Source organism: Halorientalis brevis, from assembly GCF_023077655.1.
The window spans coordinates 327269-346183 of sequence record NZ_JALLGV010000001.1 but is presented as its reverse complement, the minus strand read 5'-3'; the positions used below and the strand labels follow the sequence as shown (position 1 = coordinate 346183).

The window sequence follows — 18915 nt, the reverse complement described above, 5'->3', positions numbered from 1 at the left end:
GACCAGTCGCTGGCGGTCGGTTCGACCGACGGCAGCGCAGGTTGGTTCTTCCACGGTCTTCACCATCCGTAGAACTGGTCAGACTGCCTATGACAGTTGGTATCGGTTCTCAGCCCCAGGGAATACGTTTCGGAGCTGTATCGAACGCTCGGTCGGTCTCGGCTCCCGACTTCCCTGTTCCGTCGCGAGTAGTGGCAGCGAAGTGAGGGTATCCGAGCGGGAAACGGGTTAGACGAGGTAGCGTCGGTAGAACCACGGCCCGATGAGGTAGAGCACGGCCATGAACAGCAGCGCGCGCGGGAACAGGCGGTTGAACGCCGTCGGCGCGACGATCGCGCCCAGCTGAATGATCGCCATGCCCATGACGTGACTCACCTTGAGGTCCGGGTACGTGATCGTCGTGACCATCAGGTAGGTGAAGGCCGCGGTGAGTGCGACCAGCAGGGCCGCCTGCTGGAAGCCGGCCAGGTAGACGACAGCGAGGATGGTCGCAGCGAGCGTGGTCTGGACGCCCTCGGTCGAGTCGCTCCCGATGTCGTAGGCCGTGTACATTCCGAGCCGGACGACGCCGGCACCGACGAACAGCGCCGGAATCAGGAAGGACGCAGCGAGTGCGAGCGGCGGATCAGCGGTCGTCAGCGTCAGTCCCCACTCCTGGCTGGCGACGCTGAAGACGAAGACGGCGGGCGCGACGCAGAAGGAGGCCACGTCGGCCAGCGAATCGATGAACTCGCCCACCGGCGTGCCGCCGTACTTCTCGGCGATGACGCCGTCGAGGCCGTCGGTTCCGGCTGCCAGGAGGATCAGGCGCGCGCCGAGGCTGGGGTCGATCGTCGCGGCGACGGCGGCCGCAAAGCCGAGCGCTGCGTTTGCGACGGTCATCGCGTCTGCCGGTCCCAGCCGGCCGACGAACCGCGGCTGCATACGTCCCGGTCCGCCCACCGCCGTCTTAGTCGGTTCGATACGGTCCCGTCACGGCGTCGTCACCTCACCCGAGCAGGAGCATGACGCTCGTCACGATGAGTCCGAAGCCGGCGACGGTCCCGAACACCGTCACCAGTCCGAGCAGCGGCCGGTCCCGGTCGGCGTCGAAGCCGTAGCCTCGTCCCGCGAGCGTCACGGCCCCGACGGCAGCGAGCACGACGCCCGTGACGACGCCGAGCGCGGCGAGCGGGGGAATCTCGTGGCGCAACTGGACGGCCGCGACCGCCACCAGAACGACGGCGAGCGCGATCGATCCGTAGCCGAACGTGTCCGATCCCATACTCCGTCGATGGGGGGCCTGGGTGAAAAGTCCGCCCATCCGGTCGAAACCGCGCGACATTTGACCGTCGAGTCCTGACAATCGACCATGGACAGACGGGCCTTCCTCGCGACGGTCGGCGGCAGTACCGTCGCACTCGCGGGCTGTTTGGGCGCCGGCGGGCAATCCAGCGGCGATCACGACGTCGGCATGTCGTCGTCCCGGTTTCTGCCGGGCGAGTACGCCGTCGCTCCCGGCACGACCGTCGTCTGGAAGAACACGAGCTCGCATTCCCACACCGTGACCGCCTACGAGAGCGGGATTCCAGACGAGGCCGACTTCTTCGCCTCGGGAGACTTCGCGACGCTCGACGCCGCTCGTGACGGCTGGACGTCGGGACTGCAGGGCGCAATCGAGACCGGGGAGGCCTACGAACACACGTTCACGGTCCCCGGGACGTACAAGTACTTCTGTATCCCCCACGAGCAAAACGGGATGATCGGCACCATCGAGGTGACCGACGACGCGACGCGCACACCCACGGGTGGTCGTGAAACCGTCTCGACGCCGCAAAAGAACGAGCGTACTGTGACCGCGACCGAATAGAAAGCAGCGACGAGTTACTCTTCGTCGGCTTCGGCTTCTTCGTCGTCGGCTTCTGCGGCCGCGTCCTCGTCAGCTGCTTCGTCTTCGGCTGCTTCCTCCGCTTCGTCGAGGTCGACAGCGGTCTCTTCCTCGTCGAGGTCGACGGAGGTCTCCTCCTCGGCGGCGACCTCTTCGGGGTGTGCCTCGAGGGTGGCCTTCTGGATCTCGACGCGGCGCACCGGGTAGATCTGCTTTGCCTCGTTGTAGATGGCGCTGGAGAGGCGGCCGGTGATGACGCTGTCGATGAGGTCCTTGAAGGTGCGGTCGCTGGCGCTCTCCTCGACGATGTCGATCATCTCGCGTCGGATGGCCTTCTCCTGGCTCTCGTCGGCGGACTTCGTGGTGAAGGCGACCGGCTGGATCTGCAGGCGGTAGTCGTCCGTCGTGAGGACGGTGATGAACGCCTCGATCTTCGAGGAGCCGCGTCGAACCAGGCTCCGGGTGTAGTCGCGCGTGAGTTCGTACTTCGAGAACTCGGTGTAGGCGGACTTGCCGGCGACCTCGTTGACCTGGAACTTGAGCTTCTTGTTGTTCTCGCTGGCGTCGTTCTGCAGTTCGCCCAGCGTCGTTTCGATGGTCCGTCCGAGGACCTGCTCCGATTCCTCTGCGGGCGTGGATCCGAGTTCCTCGCGCTCGAACATCTCGGGTGCGAGTACGTCGTACCACTGCTTGCCCTGTTTCCGTCGTGAAACTGATCGTTCACTCATGATTGTGTCGTATCTGTCAGTTGATCTGCGATCCGTAGGTTGACCACGTAGTCGTCGACCGTCGCGTGGAGACCGCCTGTCCCCTCGCGCTCGATCGTCGTCCGAACCGTCTCGCCGTCGGCCGTCGTCTCCATCTCGTCGGTGTTGTCCGGGCGCAGGGCGGCTGCGACGCGCGCGGCCCGCTCGTCGTCGCCGTGCGTCGTCGTAATCGTCGCGCGGCGCGTCATAGTGCCTCCCTGAACGCCGTGATGAACGCCGCGGTGTCGGCGTCGAACCTGGCCTGTGCCCCGTGACTCGTCGCGGCCGCGTGGCCGTCGACGGTCGCAGCGGCCTGCTCCATCGTCGCCGTGACGTCCCGGTCGTCGGTCGCCGTGACGGCTGCGCAGCCGTCGGTGACGAACAGCGCGACCGGTTCCGGTGACCGGAAGTCACCGAGGAGTCGCGCGATCGTCCCGACTGGCACCTCGGAACCGTCCGAGACGTCGAGGTCGTCGGTGTCGCCACGGGCGACGAACAGCCCGTCGTAGCGGCCGGTCGTCGCCGACCGGAGCGCGCGATGGGCGCGTTCGCCGTGCGTTCGCCAGGCGGCGAGTGCCGACTCCCGGGCGTCGTGGCCGAGTGCGAGCGCGACGCCCGTTCCCGGCTGCTCGCGAGCGATGGCGTCGAGTACGTCGCCGTACCCTTCGACCGTCGCGAACGGACCGTCGATGGCGTGGGGGCGGAGCGCCCGCTCGACCAGCTCGGCTCCCCGCGCGGTGGCGGCTTCGGGTTTGACGGTGTGGACGGCGACCAGCGACGCGATGCGTCGGTGGGTCTCCTCGTCCACGTCGTCGGTTGCGTCGGAAGCGCCCACCGCGCTGAGCATCTCGCGCGCCCTATCCGCGTCACCGGAGAACGGTGCGTGGACGAGCGTGCTGTGTACCAGGCCGTCGGCAACGTCGTCGGTCGGCACTGCGACGCCCGGTCGCCGTGCGGCACCGGCAGCGGCAGCCCCCTCGAAGAGGTCGCCGCTCGGCGTCGCTGGGGCGGTCGTCGCGCCGGCCAGTGCGAGCACTGGATCGCCGTTCCCGGCGAGTTCGCTCGCGGCAGCGTTGGCCAGTTCGCTCACTGGCTGCTGTCCGTGCGGGAGCGCGCAGTCGCCGGCCGCGGGAGCCAGTCCGATGGTGATGGTGACGTCGGCCTCCGTCTCGCGGGCGGTGTCGGCCGCTGGCTCGACGACGCTGGCCTGAAACGGCCGGTCCGTGGCGTCGAGCGCACGGGCGAGGACACCGGTCGCTGCCAGCGCGTCGCCGTCTGCGGCGGCGACGAGGCGAACGAAGTCGGCGTCGCGGCAGGCGGCGGCGACGTCGCTCGCGGTGGCGGCTGACCCGGCGGGACGGTCGGCTGTGGACATCTATTCGAGAATCTCTTTCGCGGTGTCGTACGAGTAGGTGAAGTCGGCGTCGACTTCGTCGCCGCGGTAGTAATCGACGAGGCGGCGAATCTTCGACTCCGTGTTCTGGAGCGCGCGCTTGTTCTGGTGGTCACCGGGGTTCTCGTCCATGTGCTCGCGCAGGCGGACGGCCCGCTCCATCAGGTTGCGGAGGTCCTCGGGGAGGTCCGAATCCGCGTCGTTCTCCTCGAGGATCTCGGTGATCTTCTTGCCGGTCGCCAGTTTGACGTTCGGCACGGGCGTCCCCTGGACGCCCTCGTCGCGGAGCTTCAGCCCGATGACGCTCGGGTTGTGCCCCTGCTCTGCTAGTTCGACGACGCGCTCTTCGATGGCGTCTTCGTCGACGTCACTCCACTCCGGCGGCTCGTCTGCCACGGGCTTGTCCGAATCGGACGACCCGCGGCGGCGTGTGTGCATTCGTGCCATTGTTCTGATTGTTGGAACCGCATCGACCGCTGTCCAGCGTGTCGCCGGCAGGCGCTCCTGGTCGGAGACCAGCACCGCGAACCGGCGTGTCGCCGAAACACTACCGCAATCCCAAGCCGCGGAAAGGTCGGTGACTCGGGGCGTCGTGCCCGAGAGCCACGTGAGCGGCGAGTCAGAGTTGCGGCCGTGCTGTTCCCACGTGACCGTTCTCCTTGTGACACTAAACGGTTGCTACTCGCGACGAGCGCCCCGCCGCCGTGGCTCTCGGACCCAGAATAGTAAGTGTATTTATATATGGCCAGTGGGCTTATGCCAGCACCTTCCAAAATCCACGCAGTATGAGTCCAGGCGGGGTCCGCCAGCGGCTGTCGGGTGACGCGCGCGGTCAATCCAGCCCTCTCGGGTATTTGCTCGTCATCGCGGTCGTGCTGGCAGGGACGATCGCGGTCGTTTCGCTCGGCACGACCGCGATGGAATCGACGCGGGGCCAGTCGGAACTCCAGCGGGCCGAACACTCGATGACGCTGTTCGACTCGCGCACGGCCATGGTCGCGCTCGGCGCGTCGAACACGCAGACCATCTCGTTCGGCCAGGACAGCGGGTCGTTCACGACGGAACCGGACGCCGGCTGGATCGCCCTCAAACACCACAACTACTCCGAAAACGACAACGTGGAGGTCCTGTACAACGAGTCGCTCGGCAAACTGCTCTACACGAACGGCAAGACCGAGATCGCCTATCAGGGCGGTGGCGTCTGGCGGAAAGACGACGTGGGCGACGCGATGATGGTCTCGCCGCCGGAGTTCCACTACCGCCGGGCGACGCTGACGCTTCCCATCATCCGGGTTCGCAGTGACAGCGAAGGCTCGAGCACGTCGCGGGTCTCCGTGAGCCGGACGTCCCCGGAGCAATCGGTGTATCCGAACGCGACGAGCGCGACCGTCGACGCAGTCGGTGCTCCGTACAACCACACGAGCGGCCCGAAACAGTACGAGAACCCGATCGAGAACGGGACCGTCTACGCCTGGGTCAACAGCGAGTACTACGAGGGATGGGCCGAGTACTTCCGGCAGCGGACGACCGGGAACGTCACGGTCTACGACAACAACCAGACCGTTCGGCTGGAACTCGTCTCCTTCGGCGGTGCACCTGGCCAATTCACGTTACCACAGGCCGGTGACAGCGTCGACGCCGGGGGCATCTCGGACGGCCACCCGATCAACGAGTTCGACGTCACGCTGGACATCGAACAGAACAAGCCCCACTTCTCGTTCTACGCGACCGAGGAGGGCAAAGAGTTCGAGATCCACGTCTACTCGGACGTGAACCCGAACAACGCATGTTCAGACCCGGACGAGGACGTCTACGTCGGCGTTTACTACCACGACGGCGACGGCTCGACGGAGTACGAGTCCTTCGAGACGGCCGTCGATCCCGATTCGGTGTCGGGCATGAACTGGCAGTGCAGCGGCGGCGACCTGAAGCTCCACGTCGACTTCCTCAGCTCCATCCCGATGGAGTACGACGAGATCGGATCTAAAGGCGACAACGACCCGAACATCGACGATCCGAACTGCGGGACCTCGACGGGCGTCACGCTCGGCAACAAGTACGCGTTCAACGAGCACATGCAGGACTGTGACGGCAACGGCTGGGAGCTCCGTGACACCGCGACCTGGGACGAACACGAGGACACCGTGAGCGACGAGCCGGCCGAGTACGACGAAGGCGCTGGGGACACGGAGAGTATGAACGCAGTCGTCAACCACTACTTGCAACTGACCGGCCCCGACGTCGATCTCATTGCCAAGACGGGGCCGGGGAACAGCGACCCGATCAACGAACCTGCCTCCCGAGGGGCGCTCAACTACGACGAGACGAAAGGTTCGGAGTTCATCGCGTTCCTCCACGTGACAGAAAACGACGTGCAGGTCGAGTTCAACTGAACCGGACTACTTTTCCAGGGCGACGGTGATCCCGCTGACTGAGACGTACAGTTCCTCGGGCACGTCGAGCGCACAACTCACCCGGCTGGTGCCGGTCTCCTCGTCGATGGCACACGACGTGACCACTTCCTTCCGTTCCAGGTACTGTTGCCAGATGTCGGCCCGTGGCGTCGTCACGTTGATCCGCAGCTGGCCATAGTGGCTCAACTCGTCGTCCCGTATCTGGCCGGCCGACCGCGCCTCGCTGGCGCGGACGCGAATGGTCGTCCCGCTCAGGCTCTTCGGCGAGTTGGTCTGGGTCTTGACGATCGTGAGGAACATCCTGTCGTCTTCGAGGACGAGCGGGGGCCTGTTGAGCACGACACCCCCGTCCCGTTGGGATCGAACGACGGCCCCGAAGGAGTAGGCGATCTGAGTCTCGCGCCCTCGCGTCGCCGTCCAGACGATGGGTTGGGCCTGGACGTTACGGATCGTCTCCCAGCTGCCGCTCGTGGTGTTTTTCGCCGTGACGTTCATGCGGACGACTGTCGCCGTGTTCAACTGGGCTTTTTCGAGGCTGATCTCGGTCGCGCGATGGGGCGCGCCCTCCTGGTGGACGTCGGCCATGTTGTCGGCCAGCACGTCGAACGCTCGCTCGGCGTTGTTGATCTGCTCCGCGTTCCGAGAGTCCTGGAGCGTCCCGAGGCCGCTCACCGAGATGATGGCGACCGTCGTCGCGACCAAGCCGAACACGAGGACGAACCCGATGACGTCGCTCACTGCGCGCTCGTCGCGGCGACTCATCTGCTGGCACCCCCGCTGACCACTTCTAGATCACCGCTCGCCGTCTCGTTGATGTGGAGCGTACCGCCGTTGATCGCGGTGTCCTGCACGTCGGATTGATTGACCAGATCCACTCTGACGCGGACGGCCGGGTTCTCCGTCGTGAGGATCAGATGGGCGTCCTTCGACGCGACGACTCTGACGTTGTAGGTCCCGCCGGCGACAGTCTCGGGCATGGTGCGTTCGAGCCTGACCGTCGAGTTGCCCTCAGTCGACTGGGACAGTCGGTCCGCCGTCGCGACGTCGGCGGCGATCTGCTGGCCGACGACGCGCAACTCCGTCCGGATGGCGCTCTCGCGCTGGTCCGTGACGAAGGTGCCACCGGCTATCAACAGGCCCGTGATGAGGATGACGCCGATGGCCATCCCCATGGCGTAGTTGAGCGTGATGGCCTGCCCGCGGTCGGTCTGCGGCCGTCGATCAGTCATCCGTCTCACCCGGGACGACCCGTGCGTCGCTCTCGTATTCCATGCGTCGTTCTTCGTACTCGACGAAAATCTTCGCGCCGTAGATCGCCTCGTCCGTGATCGGCGGCGGACCACTGGATCCGGGGGCGTTGTAGGTTGATCCGTCTCTGACGTCGCTTTGCGACTCGTTGACCAGCACCCGGTAGGTGCCCTTCACGTTGTTGCTGTTCCGGAAGCGCAGGTCGTACGTCGGACCGATGTCCTCGCCGAACCTGAGCGCTCGGCACTCGGTTCCGTTGAACGTGCCCGCTGAGACGTTGACCCAGAAGGATTCGACGCCGCCTGTATCATCGAGCACGTCACAGGTGTGTCGGTCGTCGTCACCATCGACGACGGAGACCACGTAGCCCGACTCTGACAGGCCCAACTCGTCGTTGTCCTCGTGTACGATCTCCATTGTCCACGTCGCACCGCTCGTATCCTCGGCGACGATCGTGAAGTTGTGGAGGTCGTCGAGGTCGTCGACGCTAGGGGACGCCGAGATGTTCCCGGTGTTCTCGATCGCGTCAGGGTCTGTGACGTGCAGCCGGAGATTGCGGGCGCCGTCCGCGTCCTCGACCAGCGTCCAGTCGGCGTCGTAGGTTTTGTCGGTGAAGTTCCTGGCCTCGAACGACTGGTTGATCCAGGTCCCCTCGTCGGTGGCGACGAGCGTCGCGTCGACTGCCTGGCCGTTAGCCACCTGAAACTCGCGCGCGTACTGGGTCGTGTTGTTCACCCCGATTCTGACCTGCTCGACGAGCGTCTCGTAGCTGGTCCCGCCGCTGGCGTTGTGTTCGTTGACGTAGCTGATGATCGCGGCCGTCGCGTCGGCCATGTCGGATTTGACCTTCACCGCGTCGGACGCTTTCGCGGCCTCGCTCCGGGTCGCGAGGTTCTCCGTGTAGATGACCGAGTTCAACACGAGCGCGAGCGCGACGAACGACACTGCGAGCGCGAAGCCGGTCACCAGGATGATCTGGCCGCGACTCCGGCTCTCGTCGGCCATCCACTCTCTCAGATCCGCCATACGATCACCTCCACGCGCACCACGGTGTGAACCGGACTGTTCTTGGCGACGTCGTTGGACATGTACGAATCTTCCACGCTCGTTCCGGGCCGCTCGCCGCTTTCGTTGTAGAGGCGCGCGTCGTCTGTCAGCACGACCGTCCGAGCGGACATCACCGCGTTGTCGCTCGGCTCTCCCTGGTTGACCATCAGTTGCTCGCCGACGTTCCCGCTCGCCGTCCGGTAGTAAACTCTGACGTTGTACGCGACCCCGCGGTCGCCGAACTGCCGTTCGAGCGTCCTGCCGAACTCGTTGGGCGGTGCCTTGATCGTGTAGAACGTCTCCGAACTCGTGTTCTGGAACCGCTCACCGGTTTCGTTCCAGTACAGCACGGCGCGACGGAGCGCACCGCTCTCCGCCGCGCTCGCGAGAACGCCCTCGACGCTCGCCTGCTGCTGGTTCTCGATGTGCTGGCTGGACGTACTCGCCGAGAGGGGCGTGACGGCGGTCATCTGGAGCGCGAACACCACGCTGGTCAACAACAGGAGCGCGCCGACGATGGCCTCCAGCGTGTGCACCTGTGCCCGCATCGTCACCACACCTCCACGATGAGCACCACATCGACTTTCTCCGCCGACCCGGCGCTCCGGTTGATCGAGACGACCCGTCGCGCAGTCACGGTCGCGTCGGCACGGTTCGGCGGCGTCTCCCCGATGGCGAACGGTCTGTCACAGGACTTCGCCGCATTGTTCGACGCGTTGCTCTGTTCGACGAGTCGCCCCGGATCTGTTCCGTTGTTGTCCCAGCACAGGAGGTCCTCGGCCCCGCCGTGCGCGGAGAGGTTGCCCCGGAGGGTTACGTTGACCAGTCGCCTGTCCTGGACGCCGATGCGCTCTTCTAACGTCGATCCGGTGAACTGGCACCCGCCGTGACCCGGCGTCGTGTTCTGGAAGAAGTCGATCGTGCAACTCGCGTTCACGATGTGCGGGTTCGCCGGGTCTCCGAGGAGTCCCTCAGAGAGCTGGTCCCCCACTCGGTTCGAGGTCACGATGTTGTCCTGTGCGCCCTTCGTGAACGGTTCCAGCGACCCGGGGATGAACAGGAGCACCGAAATGAGAATAATCAAGAAGACGCTCATCCCCGTCGCGAAATCCAGCGTCGTCTGTCCGCGTCCCCGCGAACGCGTGTTCGTCCCGGTCTGTCGTAAGAGACGACCACTTCTTCGAGCCTCGCTGCCACTGTCAGCGTGTGAACTCCCAGTCCCGCGCGTAGGGTGGTGGGACTGGGAATTCGCGTTCGTATCTGTTGTCACGGAGATCGGTCTTCGATGACTGGGGGGAGTTCGCAACTCTGTACTCTTCGACTATGTGTCCGACTTCTGGTAATTGATAAACGGCTAAGGATATGTTATGGGTTTTGGCCGAGTGTTGATATGAAATGACAGTGTGACTCCCTGACGGTGGCCGGGTGGCTTCGATGGGTTTAAGAAAACCCACCGGAAAGCAGAGAGTGCGAGGGCTCGTAGATCAGCGGTAGATCACTCCCTTGGCATGGGAGAGGCCCCGGGTTCAAATCCCGGCGAGTCCATCACGTTTCCTACGCCGTGGTCGTTGAATTCGTCGGTAGTTCCTTCTCACCCTTTCGACTATACCTACTCATTCCAGCGGATCGCTCTCCCCCTCGTCGTCTTGCAGATTTTCGAGAGACCGTTCGTCGTTGTACTCCTCTGGTCCCGCTTGCTCGCCCGTGAGCTCGTTGAGAACTGCCTCTTGAGCCTCGGCGGGGGATTCGAACCGTTCGTCGGTCAGGCGGTCGAAGACTGACCCCAGAGACTCGGTTTCGTTCGGGAGGTCGACAGTTTCGTCGGCGTATTCGACGGCCAGTTCTTCACTCGTGACCGGATACTTCGCCTCGTCGAGCATGCCGACGCGTCCCAGCATGGATTCGACGGAGTCCGTGCGTTCGCGTGTGCGGTCCCTGGCCTGTTCCTGGACGCGCTCGTGATTCGGGTCCGACTGCTCGGGATCGTTTGGAACCATCGTCTGACATACCGTGAGGAGCCTGAAGTCCTCCGCGGAGATGAGATGGAACTCGTAAGGAAACGGGTGGGAGCGAGACCTTGTTGAGCAGTATCGGGACGGTAGCGGAGAAGTAGTCGACGGACGCGATCAGTCGTCGAGCAGTCCGAGGTCCTTGGCGACGAGATCCGCGACCTGGTCTGCGACGTCGGGGTCCACTTCGGCGATTTGCTCCCCGTCGTGCTGGTTCTCGTTGTGTCGCTCCAGTGTCTCGGCGAGCTGAGACAGGGCGACACGCGTCGTGGTCTCACAGGCCGTACAGACGATCGGGACGGTGGCCTCTTCGCTGGACTCTCCAGACATTGGCCGCAGGTTCTGGGCCGAGTGATAAAACCTGGTCGAATTCCAATCGTCGGGGCGACTCCGCTGTACCTGTTGGGTGGGGTTGCCGTCGAACCAAGAGTTATTCTGGGCCGGGGCGCCCACAGTAGATATGCAGCTACTGGTCGACCTCCTGGAGCGGAACTGGGAGCATGCGGAGGCGTTCCAGGACAGATTCGACAGCGTACAGGACGCGCAGGAACCCGACGTGGTCACGGTCTGCTGTTCCGACTCGCGCGTCCTGCAGGATCAGATGTGGGGAAACGAGGACCCGGGGCACATTTTCACGTGCGGGAACATCGGTAACCGCGTCGTCCAGCGGACTGCGGCCGGCGAAGCGGTCTCCGGCGACGTCCTCTATCCGATCGAGCACACCGGCACGAAAACGGCCGTCGTCGTGGGTCACACCGGCTGTGGCGCGGTGACGGCGACCTACGACGAAATCACTGACGGCCTCTCCGAGCCCGCTGGCATCGAGCACTGTCTCGGGCTCCTGAAACCCCATCTCGAAGCGGGCGTCGACGCGCTGCCGGACGATCTCGACCGAACCGAGGCGATCAATCGCCTCGTCGAGTACAACGTCGACCGGCAGGTGGCGTTCCTCAGAGAGAGCGACGACGTTCCAGCGGACGTGGACGTGATCGGCGTCGTGTACGACTTCCAGGACGTGTACTCCGACCGGCGCGGGGAGATTCAGGTCATCAACGTGAACGGCGAAACCGCAGTGAAGACGCTTCGGGACGACCATCCAGCGATCGAGTCGCGAATCGAACGGCTCTGGGAGTACTAACTCGCTTCGACCGCGTGCTACAGACACACCGAAACGTGCCGACGTGTCGTTGCTGGCCTGGAAACGGCAGTCTTAGCGCGATTCTCGCTGCTCAATCTCGTTCAGTTCGGTAAACGCCACCGTACAAGACGCTGACTGGTGTCTCTTTCCGTCATCACTCTCGATGCTGATGTCGTGTCCGTGCTACGAATACTTCTCACCCCCAAGTGGCTCGTCAGGGGCGAAACTGCCTTGAGTATGAATATGATATGAATACGTATGTTCCAGAGCGAGGAGCGGAAGGTGGGCGAGCGCGGTCAGGTCACCATTCCGAAAGAACTCCGAGAAAAGCTCGACATCCACGGTGGTGACGAAGTCATCATCCACGAGGAAGACGGGAAAATAACCATCGAAAAGCCCGTGAGCCGTGATGAGCTTGCCGAAGGGTATCGGCAGTATGCGGAATCGTCCGAAGCCCTCGCAGAAGAGATGGCTGACGTGTCCCGTGAGGCCGATCAGTATCACGATGATGCGCCGGATTGGTAAGTAATGAAGGTTCGACGCGGAGACGTCGTCATCGTCGAATTGGACCCGACGGAGGGGTCGGAGCAGCGCGGCACTCGGCCCTGTCTCGTCGTGCAAAACGACGTCGGCAACGAGAACGCACCGACCACGATCGTGGTTCCGTTCACAACGTCGAGAGGTGGCAAACTGTATCCGTTCGAAGTTCGTGTCTCGGCTGATGAGTCCCCCCTTCGAGAGGATTCAGTCGCTCTCTGTAGTCAGATACGCACGATCTCTATCGAACACTGTATCACGGACAATATCGGGTCCGTCCCCGACGAACGTCTGCAAGAAGTCGATACCGCACTCGAATACAGCCTCGGTCTGAAAGAACTCTAGCGCGATTCTCGCTGTTCGACCTTGTTCAGGTTCCAAAATGGTGTTACAGATTCTGTCTCGATTGCCGCTTTTTACCTCGTGTCAAACGAGGATTCAACTTCATTGGTCGAGAAGACAGGAACGAGGTCTTGTTCGTCGAAGTCCGAATCGTCGCTCCACACACCTGCTTCACGTGCGAGCGCACACGCCACGTACAACACGTCGTCTGGGTCAGTTTCTCCAATTGCTGCGTCTGCTTGTTCGATAGACGAGTAAAACTCGCTGGCAGGGACCGTTTCGATGTACTGGAACAGCAGGTCGACGAACTGCTGGACTCTCTCTGCGTCCATTCCCGACTTTTCAATGATGAGGTCTTCGTAGTTCCCGATTTCCTCGTGGACGACTTCGGGCGTCAGCATTTCCGGTTCGAGTGTAACGATGAGTTCCCGCGTTTTCGAGTCGGCAACCAGTGCCGAGATGACGACGTTTGCATCGACAACCAACTTCATCTGGCCGAACTACCTCGTCTCTTCATCGACACGCTTGCGTGCGCTTTGATTGATTTTTGCGGCAATTTCTTCGACCCCTGACTCGGTGAGCTCGCTGTCAGCAGTCAGTTGGTCAAGTAGTTCGAGATTCTCGACTTTCTCCCGGATGGCCTGACGTGTGACTTCGCTCCAGTTGATTTCAGGATGCTTTTCCATTCGTTCTTTGAGGTCGTCGTCGACGCTCACCGTGATAGTCGGCATGCAGAAAACTATGGAGACACAGAATACTGTGTCTTTCGGTCAGCACACACCGGACCAATCAACTGGTCAGAAAACCAGTTCCAATATGGCTCTTCGAGGCCTCAGACCGCGAAAAGGGAACTCCTTCACCGGCTCTCGCGCTGCTCGACTTTGTTCAGTTCGATGAGCAGGCGGAACACGGCTTTCACGAGGTTCGAGTCGACGTCGAACTGTTCGGCGTTGTCGCCGGCCCGTTCCATGACGGCCTGCTCCTGTTCCTCGTCGGTCGTCGGCAGTCCCTGTTCTTCCTTGACGTCGGCGATCGCCTCGGCGACGTAGGTTCGCTGGGCGATCAACTCCACGATGTCGCGGTCGATCGTACGGATCTCCTCGCGGAGTTCGTCCAGGCTCATTTCGTCTGTGCGCCGTCGGTCTGTGTTGTCGTCAGCCATGTCGTACCCTCTCGAGTGCTCCAGATGTCTTCGATTCGTTCCAGGTCGCTCCGTTCGCCGATCGCGGTGAAACTCGGGCCCGTGCCGGACAGCGACACGCCCTCTGCGTGGGGCATCGCCTCCACGAGCGGATCGGTCGGGAACCCGAGCGCCGCACAGAACGCGAGGCCGTTGACCGTCATCGCGCGCGGGTAGGCGCCGTCGAGCGCCAGGTCCGCGACGAGGTCGGCCATCGGCGCGATCTGCTTGCAGCGCTCGACGTCCGCATCCGCGGAAAAGGACCGCTCTGGGGGCGTCCAGACGAGGACGTCCCAGTCGGGTTCGTCGCGAGCGAGCAGTTCGTCGGTCGTGTTGTCCGTGACCGTCACGCCGCCGAGCATGCTCGCGCTCGCGTCGTCGAACGCGCCCGTGATCGTGACGCCCACGTCCCGAGCCGCTTCGACGCCGAGGCGACACGCGTCCTCACGCGAGATTTCGTCGGTCGCGTCGAGCGCGGAGAGCGCTGCCAGCACGGTCGCGTTCGCGGCCGCGCTGGAACTCTTGAGCCCGGAGGCCATCGGCACGTCGCTCTCGGTCTCGACCGTGCCACCCTGGCCGTCGCCGAACCGCTCGGTCACCAACTCGACGCAGCGCTCGATGAGCCGCGTGTCGGCGTCGGGGGCGCCGGCGATCGTGCCCGTCACCTCGTCGTCGTCCGTCAGGTCCACGGTGGCAGTCGTGTAGACGTCGATGGCGAACGCCGACCCGGTGCCGGTCGCCAGCGCGTTCAACACGGTCCCTGCCGCGGGTGCTGCTGCCCGACCTTCCATCGCCTACCTCTCGAATACCTCGATACTTACTTGTGATGGTTGCCGTCGAACACGCCACTCGCGGGGAATCCCGTCGCGGCGTGCTCGTCGGCCAAAGAGAGCGCTTTTCCGCTCGCCGCCGGTACCATCGAGCATGACTCTCCGCGACGAGATCTCACCCGATTCGCTGCCCGTGGAACTCCAAGAAGATGGCATCCAGGTCCAGTACACGGACGGTCGCACGGTGTACTACCGCGGCGTGCCGGCCACACGCGAGGGGAGCGTTCGGACGGCACCGGGCAAGGACGTGCACGTCCTCGTGACCGACCCGACGGGCACCGAGGGTGTTCTCACCTACGTCAACGATCAGAAGACCCACGACGACATTCTCCGTGACACGGGCGTCGGACGCGTCCTGCTCGAGACGGACGAGTCGACGACGGTGTTCCCGGGCGTCTCGGTCACGAACGAACAGCACCGCGTCGTCGTCGAGGCGGACCTGGACACCGTCGACGGCCGCGTGTTCGTGTTCGAAGAAGACGAGATGAGTGAACGCTCCTACGAGATCGTCCCCGCGGAGTCCGAGACCAGCGACGACGAGCAATGACCGACGACACGAACGTGCTCGGCGGCCAGCTGCTCCCTTGCAGCAAAGACCCGATGACGGGCTGGGAGCGGGACGGCTGCTGTCGCTCGAATCCGCAGGACACCGGCCGCCACGAGATCTGTGCCGTCGTGACCGAGGAGTTCCTCCAGTTCAGCGCGGCGCGGGGGAACGATCTGGTCACGCCGCGGCCGGAACTTCAGTTCCCGGGGCTGGAGCCCGGCGACCGCTGGTGCGTCTGTATCGACCGCTGGCTCGAAGCCGAGGAGGCCGACGCGGCACCGCCGGTCGTGTTAGAGGCGACAGCCGAGGCCGCGCTCTCGAAGGTGCCACCGTCGACGCTCCGCGACTACGAGTACGACCCCGACGAGAACTGAGTCACTGGATGCCGTTGGGCAGTGCGAGGGGCACCGAACCCTTGGTGTACCCCTCGAAGCGCCCGTTCGGATGGGCTCGGAACACGACCGCTGGTTTGTGTCGAACGTCCGGTTGATCGGCGAGGAGCGCCTTCCAATCGTCGTCGTCGAACGACGAACAGTCGACGAACATCGTGACGCCGCCGTCGTGAGCCTGCAGCTGTCCGCTGGTCTTCGTTTTCGCCGTCTCTCTGATGGACGCGATCGGTGAGGAGGCCGACCGCCGCGACGGTGGGCGGGGCCGGGTCACCTCGACGAGTTGCCCCGATCCGTTGCTGTCGGCCCGGAAGTCGATGAAGTGGCCGGTCGTGACCTCGATCTCCGGGGTGACCTCGTGACCGGCGTCGTCGAGCAGGCGTGCGACCGTGAACTCGCTCATCGCCGAGCGCATCCGGTCGAGGTGGAGCTGCTCGCTGGTCCCCAGTTTCGAGGCCATCACGTAGCGGTCCTCGAACACGTCCCGGTCGAGCAACTCCTCGTAAAAGCCGAGTGCCTCGTCGGTGTCGGCGTCGGGGAAGCCCGCCGCGTGCTCCTTGAGGAACTCCCTGGTCGTGTGTCGGCCGTCCTTCGACAGCAGCACTGGGAGGAAGAACCACGAGACGTTCGGGTACGCTTCGAGCCAGGGCGACTCCTCGTGGAGCTGGGCGAGCAGTTCCGTCTCGGCCCACTCGGCTACCCCGTCGGGAACCTCCTCGAAGGTGTACTTGTTCGTTCGCCAGAGCGTCTTCGGCGTCTCGGTGTTCCCCATCCAGTAGGCCTCGCCATCGGCCCAGCAGAACAGCGCTACGTCGCCGTTGTCCATCTCGAGGCGGCAGGCGTCGTAGCCCTCGGGGGGTTTGTACCACGGACCCTGCTTCGTCGCCCCGAACTTCGATTGCAGGGGCTGGAGGAGTTCGGACCGGACGCGACCGTCGGTCCAGCGCTCGGTGGACCGCCGAAAACGGAGAGGCTTCGCCACGGTCGAGCTATGCAGTCGAGCGATATACCTCTTTTGCGAGTGGTTTTCGCACGATCGGGAAAAAAATTCTCGTACCGAGTCGTCACGCCGTCGTCACGACGGGGTGGTCGCCGGAATCCCCGTGAATGATTCGGTCGACGACGTCGGTGAGGTCCGGTACCTCCCCGTCGTCCGGCTCGTCGGACGGGTAGTGTGGGACCAGAGGCATGCTATCGCCCCGTTCGAATTTCGAACTTACAGTTATAAATGTGTACCCCGGCTCGCGTCCCCGTCGTCGTCGGTCGCTCGATATTCAAGGCTGGAGCGGTTCGTGGCGACCATGGCGGACGAACACGGTGGGTTCGAGACCGTTCGGGAGAACGTGGACGGACACCCGATGTGGAACCTGTTGGCCTACGCGCGGCCGTACTGGCTGCGCCTCACCGTCGGCGTGCTCGCTTCGTTCGTGACGCGCTTCGCCCGACTGATGCCGCCGATCATCGTCGCGACGGCCATCGACCGCGTCGTCCTCGGCTCCGCTGAACCGGGGCTGCTGGCGCGCGCTGGCCTCGTTCCGTCAGCCGCGATCACGGGCGAGGCCGCTCGACTCGCCCTTCTCGAACGGTTAGTCGTCATCGCCGCGCTCGCGTATCTCGTCCGGTCGGCCACGCGGTTCGCCTCCAGATACCTCATCCAGTCCTCGGCCCAGAAGATACAGCGCGACCTCCGCAACGACACCTACGACCACTTACAGCACCTCTCGATGGGCTTTTTCGCCAATCACCAGACCGGCGGGATGATGTCGATTCTCAATAGCGACATCAACAGGTTAGAGAAGTTTCTCAACACCGAGTTCCGCCAAATGATCCGCGTCGTGGCGACGGTCGGCGGCATCGCCGCCGTCCTCGCGACGTACTCCGCGAAACTCGCCCTCATCGCGTTGGCGCCGGTCCCACTCATCGGGTTGGCCAGCGGTCGCTTTCTCACCTGGATCGAGCCGCGGTACAAATCGATCAGAGAGACCGTCGCCCGGCTGAACACGCGCCTGGAGAACAACCTCGGCGGCGTGGCCGTCGTCAAGGCGTTCAACCGCCACGCCTTCGAGCGCGAGCGGGTCGCCGCCCAGAGCCAGACCTACCACGACGAGAAAGTCGGGGCGCTGCGCGTCCGTCGGGCCTTCTTCGCGGCACTGCGACTGCTCACGGGCGTCGTGTTCGTCCTCGTCCTGTACGTCGGCGGCCGCGACATGATCCTCGGGACCCCCGGCGCGCTCTCGACCGGCGCGTTCGCCCTCTTTTTCCTCTACCTTCGCCGGCTCTACTCGCCGATGCGCCGGATCGGGAAGTCGGCTAACAAGTACCAGCTCGCGAAATCGAGCGCCGAACGCGTGTTCGGACTGCTCGGTCGCGCCCCGTCGGTCACGTCCCCGGAGAGCCCGTACTCACCCGACGGCGTCGCTGGTGACGTGACCTTCGACGACGTGACATTCAGCTACGAGCAGGCGCACGATCCCGTCCTCCGCGGCGTCTCCCTGGACGTGTCCGCGGGCGACACCATCGGACTGGCCGGGAGCACTGGCGCCGGAAAATCGACGCTCCTGAAGCTGATTCCGCGGCTGTACGACGTTGACTCGGGCGCCGTCGAGGTGGACGGGACCGACGTGCGCGAGTACGACCTCCAGACACTTCGCGAGGAGATCGCCATCGTCGAGCAGAACCCGTATCTGTTCTCCGGGACCGTCGCCGCGAACATCGCCTACGGCGACCAGCAGGCGCTCGACGCCGAAACCGGCGACGGCGACCCCGATCCCGAGATTCGCGAGCGAATCGTCGAAGCCGCGAACGCAGCGGAGGCCCACGAGTTCGTCAGCGACCTGCCCGAGGGCTACGACACGCAAGTCGGCGAGCGCGGGATCAAACTCTCCGGCGGTCAGCGCCAGCGCATCGCCATCGCCCGGGCGCTGCTGAACGACCCGTCGATCATCGTCTTCGACGAGGCGACGAGCGACGTGGACACCGAGACCGAAGACCTGATTCAGGAGAGTCTGGACCGACTGATCGCCGAGCGGACCGCGTTCGTCATCGCTCACCGGCTCTCGACGATCAAGGACGCCGATCGCATCGTCGTACTGGAAGAGGGAGAGATCATCGAGACCGGCACGCACGCCGATCTCCTCGCGGCCGACGGCGAGTACGCGGGCCTCTGGGACGCCCAAGCGGGCGCCGGCGACTCGGCTGCCGTCGGGGACGACTGAGTGTCGCTCGTCG

The 18915-nt window shown here is 64.1% G+C and carries 27 protein-coding genes and 1 tRNA gene; 9 read left to right on the top strand and 19 right to left on the bottom strand.

Annotated elements, in window-relative coordinates; translation table 11 throughout:
* Positions 1 to 228: 228 nt before the first annotated feature.
* Complete coding sequence (locus tag MU553_RS01825; protein WP_247374098.1) at positions 229 to 924, bottom strand: protein sorting system archaetidylserine synthase; 696 nt, start codon at positions 922 to 924, stop codon at positions 229 to 231.
* A gap of 64 nt (positions 925 to 988) precedes the next feature.
* Positions 989 to 1264, bottom strand: a complete 276-nt coding sequence (locus MU553_RS01820; RefSeq protein ID WP_247374086.1) for a hypothetical protein — start codon at positions 1262 to 1264, stop codon at positions 989 to 991.
* A gap of 87 nt (positions 1265 to 1351) precedes the next feature.
* Between MU553_RS01820 and MU553_RS01815 the strand changes: the two genes are divergently transcribed.
* Positions 1352 to 1849 (top strand): cupredoxin domain-containing protein, encoded by a 498-nt coding sequence (locus tag MU553_RS01815; RefSeq protein ID WP_247374084.1) that lies wholly within the window; start codon positions 1352 to 1354, stop codon positions 1847 to 1849.
* 14 nt (positions 1850 to 1863) lie between these two features.
* Here MU553_RS01815 and MU553_RS01810 read toward each other — a convergent pair whose 3' ends face one another.
* Genes MU553_RS01810 through MU553_RS01795 form a run of 4 tightly spaced genes read right to left on the bottom strand, consistent with a single transcriptional unit; the run spans position 1864 to position 4453 of the window.
* Positions 1864 to 2595 carry a 30S ribosomal protein S3ae gene (locus MU553_RS01810; RefSeq protein ID WP_345893341.1) on the bottom strand — a complete coding sequence of 244 codons (732 nt, stop codon included), beginning with the start codon at positions 2593 to 2595 and terminating at the stop codon, positions 1864 to 1866.
* Complete coding sequence (locus MU553_RS01805) at positions 2592 to 2822, bottom strand: KEOPS complex subunit Pcc1 (RefSeq protein WP_247374082.1); 231 nt, start codon at positions 2820 to 2822, stop codon at positions 2592 to 2594. The genes MU553_RS01810 and MU553_RS01805 overlap by 4 nt, the downstream gene beginning before the upstream one ends.
* The gene (locus MU553_RS01800) at positions 2819 to 3988 is read right to left on the bottom strand and encodes a hypothetical protein (RefSeq protein WP_247374079.1); all 1170 of its coding nucleotides are present in this window, start codon (positions 3986 to 3988) and stop codon (positions 2819 to 2821) included. Before MU553_RS01800 ends, MU553_RS01805 begins: the two co-directional genes overlap by 4 nt.
* Positions 3989 to 4453 (bottom strand): 30S ribosomal protein S15, encoded by a 465-nt coding sequence (locus tag MU553_RS01795; protein WP_247374076.1) that lies wholly within the window; start codon positions 4451 to 4453, stop codon positions 3989 to 3991. It lies immediately after the preceding gene.
* A 338-nt stretch (positions 4454 to 4791) separates the two neighbouring features.
* Between MU553_RS01795 and MU553_RS01790 the strand changes: the two genes are divergently transcribed.
* Positions 4792 to 6399 (top strand): DUF7289 family protein, encoded by a 1608-nt coding sequence (locus tag MU553_RS01790; protein WP_247374074.1) that lies wholly within the window; start codon positions 4792 to 4794, stop codon positions 6397 to 6399.
* A 6-nt stretch (positions 6400 to 6405) separates the two neighbouring features.
* Here MU553_RS01790 and MU553_RS01785 read toward each other — a convergent pair whose 3' ends face one another.
* Genes MU553_RS01785 through MU553_RS01765 form a run of 5 tightly spaced genes read right to left on the bottom strand, consistent with a single transcriptional unit; the run spans position 6406 to position 9811 of the window.
* On the bottom strand, positions 6406 to 7182 hold the full coding sequence (locus MU553_RS01785) for a DUF7289 family protein (protein WP_247374072.1): 777 nt from the start codon (positions 7180 to 7182) through the stop codon (positions 6406 to 6408).
* Positions 7179 to 7649: a DUF7266 family protein gene (locus MU553_RS01780; RefSeq protein ID WP_247374070.1), complete on the bottom strand. Its 471-nt coding sequence runs from the start codon at positions 7647 to 7649 to the stop codon at positions 7179 to 7181. Before MU553_RS01780 ends, MU553_RS01785 begins: the two co-directional genes overlap by 4 nt.
* The gene (locus tag MU553_RS01775; protein WP_247374068.1) at positions 7642 to 8694 is read right to left on the bottom strand and encodes a DUF7261 family protein; all 1053 of its coding nucleotides are present in this window, start codon (positions 8692 to 8694) and stop codon (positions 7642 to 7644) included. Before MU553_RS01775 ends, MU553_RS01780 begins: the two co-directional genes overlap by 8 nt.
* A complete protein-coding gene (locus MU553_RS01770; protein WP_247374057.1) occupies positions 8682 to 9263 on the bottom strand; it encodes a DUF7288 family protein in 582 nt (193 codons plus the stop codon). The genes MU553_RS01775 and MU553_RS01770 overlap by 13 nt, the downstream gene beginning before the upstream one ends.
* A 2-nt stretch (positions 9264 to 9265) precedes the next feature.
* A complete protein-coding gene (locus MU553_RS01765; protein ID WP_247374055.1) occupies positions 9266 to 9811 on the bottom strand; it encodes a DUF7287 family protein in 546 nt (181 codons plus the stop codon).
* A gap of 377 nt (positions 9812 to 10188) precedes the next feature.
* Between MU553_RS01765 and MU553_RS01760 the strand changes: the two genes are divergently transcribed.
* Positions 10189 to 10260, top strand: a tRNA-Ala gene (locus MU553_RS01760).
* A 68-nt stretch (positions 10261 to 10328) separates the two neighbouring features.
* Here MU553_RS01760 and MU553_RS01755 read toward each other — a convergent pair.
* Positions 10329 to 10712: a DUF5789 family protein gene (locus MU553_RS01755; RefSeq protein ID WP_247374053.1), complete on the bottom strand. Its 384-nt coding sequence runs from the start codon at positions 10710 to 10712 to the stop codon at positions 10329 to 10331.
* Between the two features lie 129 nt (positions 10713 to 10841).
* Positions 10842 to 11054, bottom strand: a complete 213-nt coding sequence (locus MU553_RS01750; RefSeq protein WP_247374050.1) for a DUF8149 family protein — start codon at positions 11052 to 11054, stop codon at positions 10842 to 10844.
* A gap of 130 nt (positions 11055 to 11184) precedes the next feature.
* Between MU553_RS01750 and MU553_RS01745 the strand changes: the two genes are divergently transcribed.
* The 3 genes from MU553_RS01745 (at position 11185) to MU553_RS01735 (ending at position 12744) form a co-directional block, all read left to right on the top strand.
* Positions 11185 to 11862, top strand: coding sequence for a carbonic anhydrase (locus MU553_RS01745; protein ID WP_247374048.1), 678 nt, complete (start codon positions 11185 to 11187; stop codon positions 11860 to 11862).
* Positions 11863 to 12120: 258 nt separating this feature from the next.
* Positions 12121 to 12387 (top strand): AbrB/MazE/SpoVT family DNA-binding domain-containing protein, encoded by a 267-nt coding sequence (locus tag MU553_RS01740; protein WP_247374045.1) that lies wholly within the window; start codon positions 12121 to 12123, stop codon positions 12385 to 12387.
* A 3-nt stretch (positions 12388 to 12390) separates the two neighbouring features.
* Entirely contained in the window at positions 12391 to 12744 is a 354-nt protein-coding gene (locus MU553_RS01735; RefSeq protein ID WP_247374043.1) for a type II toxin-antitoxin system PemK/MazF family toxin, read from the top strand.
* 71 nt (positions 12745 to 12815) lie between these two features.
* On the opposite strand, the gene MU553_RS01730 is transcribed toward MU553_RS01735, so the two are convergent.
* The 4 genes from MU553_RS01730 to MU553_RS01715 form a co-directional block, all read right to left on the bottom strand.
* The gene (locus MU553_RS01730; RefSeq protein ID WP_247374041.1) at positions 12816 to 13232 is read right to left on the bottom strand and encodes a PIN domain-containing protein; all 417 of its coding nucleotides are present in this window, start codon (positions 13230 to 13232) and stop codon (positions 12816 to 12818) included.
* A gap of 9 nt (positions 13233 to 13241) precedes the next feature.
* Positions 13242 to 13472 carry a hypothetical protein gene (locus MU553_RS01725; RefSeq protein ID WP_345893340.1) on the bottom strand — a complete coding sequence of 77 codons (231 nt, stop codon included), beginning with the start codon at positions 13470 to 13472 and terminating at the stop codon, positions 13242 to 13244.
* Between the two features lie 125 nt (positions 13473 to 13597).
* Complete coding sequence (locus MU553_RS01720) at positions 13598 to 13903, bottom strand: chorismate mutase (protein WP_345893339.1); 306 nt, start codon at positions 13901 to 13903, stop codon at positions 13598 to 13600.
* Positions 13861 to 14712 (bottom strand): shikimate kinase, encoded by an 852-nt coding sequence (locus MU553_RS01715; RefSeq protein ID WP_247374033.1) that lies wholly within the window; start codon positions 14710 to 14712, stop codon positions 13861 to 13863. Before MU553_RS01715 ends, MU553_RS01720 begins: the two co-directional genes overlap by 43 nt.
* 133 nt (positions 14713 to 14845) lie before the next feature.
* On the opposite strand from MU553_RS01715, the gene MU553_RS01710 reads away from it, so the two are divergent.
* Both MU553_RS01710 and MU553_RS01705 read left to right on the top strand, forming a co-directional pair.
* Positions 14846 to 15298 (top strand): DUF5796 family protein, encoded by a 453-nt coding sequence (locus MU553_RS01710; protein WP_247374022.1) that lies wholly within the window; start codon positions 14846 to 14848, stop codon positions 15296 to 15298.
* Positions 15295 to 15672 carry a DUF2237 family protein gene (locus MU553_RS01705; protein WP_247374019.1) on the top strand — a complete coding sequence of 126 codons (378 nt, stop codon included), beginning with the start codon at positions 15295 to 15297 and terminating at the stop codon, positions 15670 to 15672. The genes MU553_RS01710 and MU553_RS01705 overlap by 4 nt, the downstream gene beginning before the upstream one ends.
* Before the next feature lies 1 nt (position 15673).
* Here the strand turns inward: MU553_RS01705 and MU553_RS01700 are convergent, their stop codons facing one another.
* Together MU553_RS01700 and MU553_RS23515 are read right to left on the bottom strand one after the other, a co-directional pair.
* Entirely contained in the window at positions 15674 to 16669 is a 996-nt protein-coding gene (locus MU553_RS01700) for a DUF5784 family protein (protein WP_247374007.1), read from the bottom strand.
* An 82-nt stretch (positions 16670 to 16751) separates the two neighbouring features.
* Positions 16752 to 16877 carry a hypothetical protein gene (locus MU553_RS23515; RefSeq protein ID WP_282594004.1) on the bottom strand — a complete coding sequence of 42 codons (126 nt, stop codon included), beginning with the start codon at positions 16875 to 16877 and terminating at the stop codon, positions 16752 to 16754.
* A gap of 111 nt (positions 16878 to 16988) precedes the next feature.
* On the opposite strand from MU553_RS23515, the gene MU553_RS01695 reads away from it, so the two are divergent.
* Positions 16989 to 18902, top strand: a complete 1914-nt coding sequence (locus MU553_RS01695) for an ABC transporter ATP-binding protein (protein ID WP_247374004.1) — start codon at positions 16989 to 16991, stop codon at positions 18900 to 18902.
* Positions 18903 to 18915: the final 13 nt, after the last annotated feature.

Bases quoted from the DNA above. Each gene is read 5' to 3' on its own strand.
- MU553_RS01780 (WP_247374070.1), bottom strand. From the start codon at position 7,649: ATGACTGATCGACGGCCGCAGACCGACCGCGGGCAGGCCATCACGCTC.
- MU553_RS01800 (WP_247374079.1), bottom strand. From the start codon at position 3,988: ATGTCCACAGCCGACCGTCCCGCCGGGTCAGCCGCCACCGCGAGCGAC.
- MU553_RS01710 (WP_247374022.1), top strand. From the start codon at position 14,846: ATGACTCTCCGCGACGAGATCTCACCCGATTCGCTGCCCGTGGAACTC.
- MU553_RS01715 (WP_247374033.1), bottom strand. From the start codon at position 14,712: ATGGAAGGTCGGGCAGCAGCACCCGCGGCAGGGACCGTGTTGAACGCG.
- MU553_RS01720 (WP_345893339.1), bottom strand. From the start codon at position 13,903: ATGGCTGACGACAACACAGACCGACGGCGCACAGACGAAATGAGCCTG.
- MU553_RS01825 (WP_247374098.1), bottom strand. From the start codon at position 924: ATGCAGCCGCGGTTCGTCGGCCGGCTGGGACCGGCAGACGCGATGACC.
- MU553_RS23515 (WP_282594004.1), bottom strand. From the start codon at position 16,877: ATGCCTCTGGTCCCACACTACCCGTCCGACGAGCCGGACGACGGGGAG.
- MU553_RS01770 (WP_247374057.1), bottom strand. From the start codon at position 9,263: ATGCGGGCACAGGTGCACACGCTGGAGGCCATCGTCGGCGCGCTCCTG.
- MU553_RS01695 (WP_247374004.1), top strand. From the start codon at position 16,989: ATGGCGGACGAACACGGTGGGTTCGAGACCGTTCGGGAGAACGTGGAC.
- MU553_RS01785 (WP_247374072.1), bottom strand. From the start codon at position 7,182: ATGAGTCGCCGCGACGAGCGCGCAGTGAGCGACGTCATCGGGTTCGTC.
- MU553_RS01795 (WP_247374076.1), bottom strand. From the start codon at position 4,453: ATGGCACGAATGCACACACGCCGCCGCGGGTCGTCCGATTCGGACAAG.
- MU553_RS01820 (WP_247374086.1), bottom strand. From the start codon at position 1,264: ATGGGATCGGACACGTTCGGCTACGGATCGATCGCGCTCGCCGTCGTT.
- MU553_RS01810 (WP_345893341.1), bottom strand. From the start codon at position 2,595: ATGAGTGAACGATCAGTTTCACGACGGAAACAGGGCAAGCAGTGGTAC.
- MU553_RS01705 (WP_247374019.1), top strand. From the start codon at position 15,295: ATGACCGACGACACGAACGTGCTCGGCGGCCAGCTGCTCCCTTGCAGC.
- MU553_RS01735 (WP_247374043.1), top strand. From the start codon at position 12,391: ATGAAGGTTCGACGCGGAGACGTCGTCATCGTCGAATTGGACCCGACG.
- MU553_RS01750 (WP_247374050.1), bottom strand. From the start codon at position 11,054: ATGTCTGGAGAGTCCAGCGAAGAGGCCACCGTCCCGATCGTCTGTACG.
- MU553_RS01755 (WP_247374053.1), bottom strand. From the start codon at position 10,712: ATGGTTCCAAACGATCCCGAGCAGTCGGACCCGAATCACGAGCGCGTC.
- MU553_RS01790 (WP_247374074.1), top strand. From the start codon at position 4,792: ATGAGTCCAGGCGGGGTCCGCCAGCGGCTGTCGGGTGACGCGCGCGGT.
- MU553_RS01740 (WP_247374045.1), top strand. From the start codon at position 12,121: ATGTTCCAGAGCGAGGAGCGGAAGGTGGGCGAGCGCGGTCAGGTCACC.
- MU553_RS01745 (WP_247374048.1), top strand. From the start codon at position 11,185: ATGCAGCTACTGGTCGACCTCCTGGAGCGGAACTGGGAGCATGCGGAG.
- MU553_RS01730 (WP_247374041.1), bottom strand. From the start codon at position 13,232: ATGAAGTTGGTTGTCGATGCAAACGTCGTCATCTCGGCACTGGTTGCC.
- MU553_RS01815 (WP_247374084.1), top strand. From the start codon at position 1,352: ATGGACAGACGGGCCTTCCTCGCGACGGTCGGCGGCAGTACCGTCGCA.
- MU553_RS01725 (WP_345893340.1), bottom strand. From the start codon at position 13,472: ATGCCGACTATCACGGTGAGCGTCGACGACGACCTCAAAGAACGAATG.
- MU553_RS01775 (WP_247374068.1), bottom strand. From the start codon at position 8,694: ATGGCGGATCTGAGAGAGTGGATGGCCGACGAGAGCCGGAGTCGCGGC.
- MU553_RS01765 (WP_247374055.1), bottom strand. From the start codon at position 9,811: ATGAGCGTCTTCTTGATTATTCTCATTTCGGTGCTCCTGTTCATCCCC.
- MU553_RS01805 (WP_247374082.1), bottom strand. From the start codon at position 2,822: ATGACGCGCCGCGCGACGATTACGACGACGCACGGCGACGACGAGCGG.